Raw genomic sequence first — 7,266 nt, forward strand, 5'->3', positions numbered from 1 at the left:
TCTGCCTACTGCGCAGGTTTCTGCAGATAAAACTGATACATTCCGTTAAACAACCCGGGTTTCTGCTGTTCCAGTTGATGCCATTCTGAGGGTGTCAGTAAGCCCGCGGGTTTACCCGTCGCAGCGATTTCTGCATGGTTCCCCGGGTTTACCATTCCCAGCCAGTTCAGCCCGGCTTCGCTGGCGAAGGCCGGAAGATCGAGAACATCAAATACATGTTCCTGCTCATGGAACAAAAGATCACGGCAGGCACTCAGGCTGTAGAAGTCCGGTGAGTTGTATATTTCTTCCCAGTGCCCGGTAAGCGTTTTCTGCAGAATAGCTTCCCGCACAAGACGAATGTCCTGTGGTTCGCGTGGCAGGTTGCCCTGCCACATTGCCCGTAACCGGGTAATCTGCTGGCGTGCCGTGGCGCTGTACAGTGCCACCTTGATTACCCCACCAGGACGCAATATGGCAGCGAGCGCCTGCAAACCTGCCTGAGGGTTCTGCATATGGTGGAGTACACCGGAACACTCAATCACATCAAAGCTTTTCTGCAGCGCAGCACAGTTCAGCAGGTTGCCCTGTACGAAATCAATCTCCGTCTGGCGTTTACGTGCCTGGATGCTGGCATAGGCCAGAGCGCTGATGCTCAGGTCAATCGCTGTAATGGTTAAGGGGCGGAAGTAGTGTGCCAGGCGAATGGCGTGACGTCCGGTACCGCAGCCGGCCACCAGGACGTCGGTATCCCTTTCTGGTATTGCACTGAGGTCTGCCTGTGGAAACGCCTGCTGCAGTGCAGCACGGTAGGCGCTGGGCTGGTTATAGCCAATGTCGGTCCAGCGCGGATAGGGGTTGCGATCATATTGCTGACGCACCAGGTCAGACACCTGGTCGTTTGCTGAATGATCGTCGAGGCAACGCATTCGGCTTGCGGCCTGTTTGAGCTGCCGGCTTTCACTAAGCAGCTGGCGAAGAAACGTTTCGCCGCTGGCAGGCCACTTCAGTTTTCGGCTTTCCAATTCACTGGCGAAGCTACACTCCTGCAGTGGGGTATACATCAGCACCAGCATCAGTGCCGGGAACAGGTCGGTACCGGATAGGGGTTCCATCTGCAGCATTTTACTGACTACTTCACCGAGCTGATCAGTGAGTGCCCGCTCTTGTGGAGTGATATACCAGACGCCTTCGTTCAATTGGGTTTGACGCGCCAGAGCCACCACCAGAGCCAATTCGTCCTGTCTGACTGACAAATTACGGCTACTGGAGAAAAGTACTGCCTGGCGCACGGTAATCAGTAAGCGCTCCATTAACGGATCGGAAAAATAGAATTTCTGCAGGCATGCCAATAGCAGTGGGTCGGAAACGATTTGCTCCATTTCCAGAGGACAGCCCTGTTCTGACAAGCGCAGTTTGTGTTTCAGTAAGCTGGTTGCCAGTGAGCGCAGCTGCGAAAAATCAACGTCATTGAATTCGAAATAGCGCAGTAAATCTTCTTCGAGTTCACGTGAATAGAAATCGGCAGAAACGAAATTTGCAGCTTCAAATAACTTGCTACGGATTTGCTTATCACGTGACTGGGTTTTAATTAATTCCCGGTAGTGACGAAAGGCTTCGACGTAGTCGCCCTGCAACAGCTTTACATGGGCAAGGGAATTAACCGCTCGTGTTGCCACGCGAGAAATGCGTGCGGAGCGGGTGAAATAATCATCCGCTTTCTTCAGATTGTTTTCCGCCAGAGCAATATGGCCTGCGCTGTAGAGCAGGCTGGCGCTGTCTGGCTTCAGCTGTAAACCGGTATTTACCCAGCGTTCGGCACTGGTATAGCGCCCTCGCTGCATTTCAATACGGGCAAGCAGGTTGATGCCAGGGAGATAACTGGGACGAATGGCATAAGCGGCTTCCGCTTTTTCCAGTGCATCATCAAGAAGCGCTGGCGCATGCTCGGCAACAGCGACACTATAAAGTGTACTGGCCTGCTCATAGAGCGGCTTATGGTCTTCCTGCAAATCGGCATGAGACAGTGGTCTGAGTTGTGCGCTGGCCATATTGAGCCCCGGCAAGTTAGAACATGTGAGGGGTAGTTAGCACAGAGCGTGCCATTATATAAGTTGTTGTTTTATAAGGAATATGTGGTATTTGTGGCGGCAATGTCTGCGCTTTGCTGATTGCCGCCCGGGTAAATTATTGCCGTATTTACACAGATTCCTGCTAAAGAAAGTCTGCCGCTTGCCGTCAAAGAAGTAACAGGTAAACACTCTGCAGGAGACGAGTATGTACAACACGGGTGCCAAGCAATATCAGCAGGTAAACGTTACCTCAGAAGTTCTGGATGCAGACCCTCACCGGTTGATTCAGCTTCTGATGGAAGCGGCTCTGACGCGTATGTCTCAGGCCAAAGGCGCAATAGAGCGCAAAGACATGGAATCCAAGGCGCACTTACTTGGGCGTGTTATGGAAATTATCCACACGTTGCAGGGCAGTCTCGATCATGAAAAAGGTGGGGATGTGTCAGCCAACCTTGATCGTCTGTATGACTACATGAACCGGCGCTTGCTGGAAGCAACTGCGCAGAACGATCAGGACATGATTGATGAAGTGATGGGACTTCTGCTGAAAGTTAAAGAAGGCTGGGATGGTATTCGCCAGGAGTTTCTTGCTTCCTCTGGCATCTCACGCAGCACGGTAGCACCATCTCCGGAGTCTCGCCTGGAAAGTCATATTTCTGTCTGAATTTCAGACAGGTCCCGATATTTTTAAGGCACTCATGCGCATATTACGGCATTGAGTGTCTTGTCATTTCGCGACAGCTTCGGCTATAAAGGCAGCGAGCTATTGCGCTTCACAAGAATTTTATTAATAACGTCAGAAGTTTGACAGATGTTAAAATAGATACTTAACTGTGTAGGCTTCAGTCAATGAACTGACACAAATAAATAAGAATGACACGATATCGGGAAGAAAAGGCCTAAGACCATGTGGAGAGAAATCAAAGTCCTGCTGATCGACGACAATGAGCAGCGCTGCCATGACATGACGGTCATTCTCGACTTCCTTGGTGAAGAAGCCATCGTAGCCCGTACCACGGATTGGCGTCGGGAAATTGAAAGCAAGGTAGAGGACAGCACTGAAGTCAGTGCTGTGCTGCTGGGTGAAAGTCACTCTCTGTCGCTGGATGATGTCGTTGAGGCATTGCTCAGCTGGGATAAGGGTATTCCGATCCTGATGATGGGTGATTCATCGCTGCCGGAAGATATCTCTGAGCATGCACGCCGGGCTGTGCTCGCCAATCTGGAAATTCCGCCTAGCTACAACAAAATGCTGGATAGCCTGCACCGCTGTCAGGTTTATCGTGAACAGTACACGCATAACCGCAGTCGTGGTGAGCGCAGGGAATTACAGTTATTCCGTAGTCTGGTCGGTACCAGTCGCCATATTCAGCATGTGCGCGAACTGATCATGCAGGTCGCCGATAAAGACGTCAGTGTGATGATTCAGGGTGAGTCCGGCACTGGTAAAGAAGTGGTTGCTCGTAACCTGCATTACCACTCCCATCGTCGTAATAAACCTTTTGTCCCGGTTAACTGCGGCGCTATTCCTGCTGAGTTGCTGGAAAGTGAACTGTTCGGCCACGAAAAAGGCGCATTTACCGGTGCAATTAACAGCCGTCCGGGACGCTTTGAAATGGCAGAGGGTGGAACCCTGTTTCTCGATGAAATCGGTGATATGCCATTGAACATGCAGGTTAAAATTCTGCGTGTTCTGCAGGAGCACACCTTTGAACGAGTGGGGAGCAATAAGACGCTGAACGCTAACGTTCGCATTATTTCTGCAACCCATAAGAATCTCGAAAAGATGATTGAGGAAGGCACGTTCCGCGAAGACCTTTACTATCGTCTGAATGTATTCCCTATCGATATGTCTTCACTGCGCGAACGCGTAGAAGACCTGCCGTTATTGCTTAACGAACTGATCTCGCGGATGGAAAATGAGAAGCGTGGTTCGATTCGTTTTAACTCGGCAGCCATTATGTCGCTTTGTCGTCACGACTGGCATGGCAACGTACGTGAACTGGCTAACCTGGTTGAACGCCTGGCGATTCTGCACCCATACGGTGTAATTGGTGTGAATGAATTACCGAAGAAGTTCCGTCATATTGACGATACCGATGAAGCTAATGTGCCACCGGTAATCGCTGACGTCACCCAGCAGCAGGATGGACGTCTGGCAGGTATCGACTCGCCGGCGTTGTTGCCTGTGAATGGTCTGGACCTGCGGGAATACCTGTCTGACCTTGAGTGCTCTCTGATTCAGCAGGCGCTGGACGATGCCAATGGTGTGGTCGCGAGGGCGGCCGAGAAGCTGAATATCCGCCGTACCACACTGGTCGAGAAAATGCGTAAGTACAACCTTGGCCGCAAGGAAAAGGATTTCGCATAGTGCATATAAAACGGGGCTTCTGGCCCCGTTTTTATTTACCCCACCATTAAATTGTCAGTTTTATTGACGCTTTTTCCGAATTTTCCCGCTAAAAAGTCGGCACGCTAATTGCTCAACCCCTGATGAATAGTCATTTTTGCCGAAAATCCGGCAACGTAAGGGGTGCGCATGGCAAATGCAGCGTTGAGTCATACCGCAGAGAATTCCACTCCGGCCCATATGCATATGGACCAGGCGGAGTTACGTCAGGCGTTCGTGATGTTTAACGAAATGTCACAACAGCTGACCGACTCATACACCTTTCTGGAAAACAAAGTTGAACAACTCAGTGGCGAGTTAGCCAGTGTGTCAGCTCAGCGTATGCGCGAGCTGGCCGAGAAAGAGCGCCTGGCTGACCGCCTTGAAAGCCTGTTACAGCTATTACCAGCTGGCGTATTGCTGATCGATCAGAACGGCTATGTACGTCAGAGTAATCCGGCAGCGGATGACCTGCTGCTCAGTAATGCAGGTCTTGAGACGCTGGTTGGCCAGCGCTGGCGCACGCTGATCAGTCGCTGTTTTAAACCTCGACGTGACGATGGTCACGAGATTTCTCTGGTGGATGGGCGCCGTGTGCATTTACGCACAGCACCGATGGCTAATGAGCCTGGGCAGCTGATTCTGCTTACCGATATGACGGAAACCCGCGCCCTGCAATCGCAGCTGAGCCGCCATGAGCGCTTGTCAGCCATGGGTAAAATGGTCGCCTCTCTGGCACATCAGATTCGTACACCGCTGGCGGCCGCTACCCTGTATGCCGGGCATCTCGCCAGTGATGTTCTGACTGATGATCACCGCGTTCGCTTTGCCGGAAAATTGCAGGAACGCTTGCGTCATCTGGAAAATCAAGTGCGCGATATGCTGATTTTTGCTCGTGGGGAAGCTCCGCTGAATGACGATATCAGCATCAGTGAACTGGTGGCTGGTATCTGTGCCGCCATGGAAGTGCCCCTGCAAAATGTACGTGCGACCTGTCGTGTGCGCAATGACGTGGCTGAGCGGCGCATTATCTGCAATCGCGATGCATTAATCAGCGCCATTATGAATCTGGTGAATAACGCGCTCGAGGCCGGTGAGCCACCGGTGCATATTGACCTGCAGGCTATTGATCGTGACGGCCGCATTGTCATTCGTATTATGGATGATGGGCCGGGCATGACAGATCAGCAGAAAGAAAAAATTATGCAGCCGTTTTACACCACCAAGGCCAATGGCACCGGTCTTGGACTTGCGGTTGTACAAGCGGTAGCACGCGCACATCGCGCTGAATTCCAATTAACTGACAGTCCGACTGGTGGTGTATCGGCGGAATTAATTCTGCCGTAAGCGGGGAGAATGATATGAAATTGCTGGTAGTTGAAGACGATCCAAAACTGCGTGAGGCGATGGTCGACACTCTGATGCTGAAAGGCCATGAGGTCTGTGAAGCCGCCAATGGTATCGACGGGATGGAGATTGTGCGCGCTCAGTCTCTCGATCTGGTGCTGTCTGACATTAATATGCCGGGTATGGATGGCCTCGAATTACTGCAGACCATTAAATCGGAACACCCCTGGTTGCCGGTGGTGCTGATGACTGCCTATGGTGATGTCGGGCAGGCCGTTAAAGCCATGCAGCGCGGCGCTAATGACTATCTGATGAAACCGTTTGAGTTGCGTGAACTGGATGCCATTCTGGCGTCGTTCAGTGGCGTTCAGCCGGTAGAGGATGACTCAGAGCCTGTGTGTGAAGCGCTGGCGACGCAGCAGCTTTTTCAGCTTGCTCAGCGTGTCGCGCAAACCGATTCTACGGTGCTGATCAGTGGCGAAAGCGGTACGGGTAAAGAAGTACTGGCACGCTATGTTCATCAGCACTCTGACCGCCGTCATGGCCCATTTATCGCCATTAACTGCGCAGCAATTCCGGAAAATATGCTGGAAGCCATGCTGTTTGGTTATGAGAAGGGCGCATTTACCGGTGCATATAATGCGATGCCGGGTAAATTTGAACAGGCAGAAGGGGGAACTCTGCTGCTGGATGAAATTACCGAAATGGATCTTGGTCTGCAGGCAAAATTATTACGGGTGCTGCAGGAGCGTCAGGTTGAGCGCCTTGGGGGTAAAAAAGTTCTGGATCTTGATGTCCGTATCGTTGCTACCACTAACCGCGAGTTGGCGGATTATGTTGCCGAAGGAAAATTCCGTGAAGACCTGTATTACCGTCTGAGTGTTTTCCCGCTGCAATGGCTGCCGTTGCGTGAACGTCGCGACGATATTCTGCCGCTGGCACGTCGTTTACTGGCTCATCATGCCGCTAAAATGAAGCGTCCGGTACCGGCATTAATGGCGGATGCTGAGCAGAAACTGCTGTCACATTCCTGGCCGGGTAACGTACGTGAGCTGGATAACACCATGCAGCGTGCGCTGATTATTCAGACAGGACCACAGTTGTTTGCTGCTGATTTTATTCTGACTCCTGTGCCCAAAAACCGTCAGTTGCCTGAAAGTGCACAACCTGTTGTTGCGGTTCAGCCGGAAGGTGAACTGGGTAATGACCTGCGCCACCGTGAGGTGGAGTTGATTGTCAAAGCTCTGAAGGAAGAACCCAGCCGTAAAGAGGCAGCAGACCGGCTTGGAATCAGCCCCCGCACTCTACGCTATAAAATGGCGAAACTGCGCGAGGATGGCATCGATGTAGAAGCCATGCTGGCCTGATAGCGATCAGTAAACAAGGCGCCGTAAGGCACTGCTGTCCCACAGTTTGGAGTGACTGGATGTCACTCCAAACTGCAGCATTCCTCAGCTGCTGTTTTTCAATCTGAAACGC

General features: G+C 51.8%; 5 protein-coding genes. 4 read left to right on the forward strand and 1 reads right to left on the reverse strand.

Annotated elements, in window-relative coordinates:
- Positions 1-5 precede the first annotated feature (5 nt).
- Entirely contained in the window at positions 6-2,030 is a 2,025-nt protein-coding gene (locus tag I9W95_RS02915) for a methyltransferase domain-containing protein (RefSeq protein WP_225671666.1), read from the reverse strand.
- 226 nt (positions 2,031-2,256) lie between these two features.
- On the opposite strand from I9W95_RS02915, the gene fliS reads away from it, so the two are divergent.
- The 4 genes from fliS (at position 2,257) to I9W95_RS02935 (ending at position 7,154) form a co-directional block, all read left to right on the forward strand.
- Positions 2,257-2,715, forward strand: coding sequence for a flagellar export chaperone FliS (fliS, locus tag I9W95_RS02920; RefSeq protein ID WP_225671668.1), 459 nt, complete (start codon positions 2,257-2,259; stop codon positions 2,713-2,715).
- 243 nt (positions 2,716-2,958) lie between these two features.
- A complete protein-coding gene (locus I9W95_RS02925) occupies positions 2,959-4,422 on the forward strand; it encodes a sigma-54 dependent transcriptional regulator (protein ID WP_225671670.1) in 1,464 nt (487 codons plus the stop codon).
- A gap of 168 nt (positions 4,423-4,590) precedes the next feature.
- A complete protein-coding gene (locus I9W95_RS02930) occupies positions 4,591-5,787 on the forward strand; it encodes a sensor histidine kinase (RefSeq protein ID WP_225671672.1) in 1,197 nt (398 codons plus the stop codon).
- Positions 5,788-5,801: 14 nt separating this feature from the next.
- Positions 5,802-7,154, forward strand: a complete 1,353-nt coding sequence (locus I9W95_RS02935) for a sigma-54-dependent transcriptional regulator (RefSeq protein WP_225671674.1) — start codon at positions 5,802-5,804, stop codon at positions 7,152-7,154.
- Positions 7,155-7,266: the final 112 nt, after the last annotated feature.

This window comes from Thalassolituus marinus, assembly GCF_020320395.1.
Taxonomy (GTDB): domain Bacteria; phylum Pseudomonadota; class Gammaproteobacteria; order Pseudomonadales; family Oceanobacteraceae; genus Venatoribacter; species Venatoribacter marinus.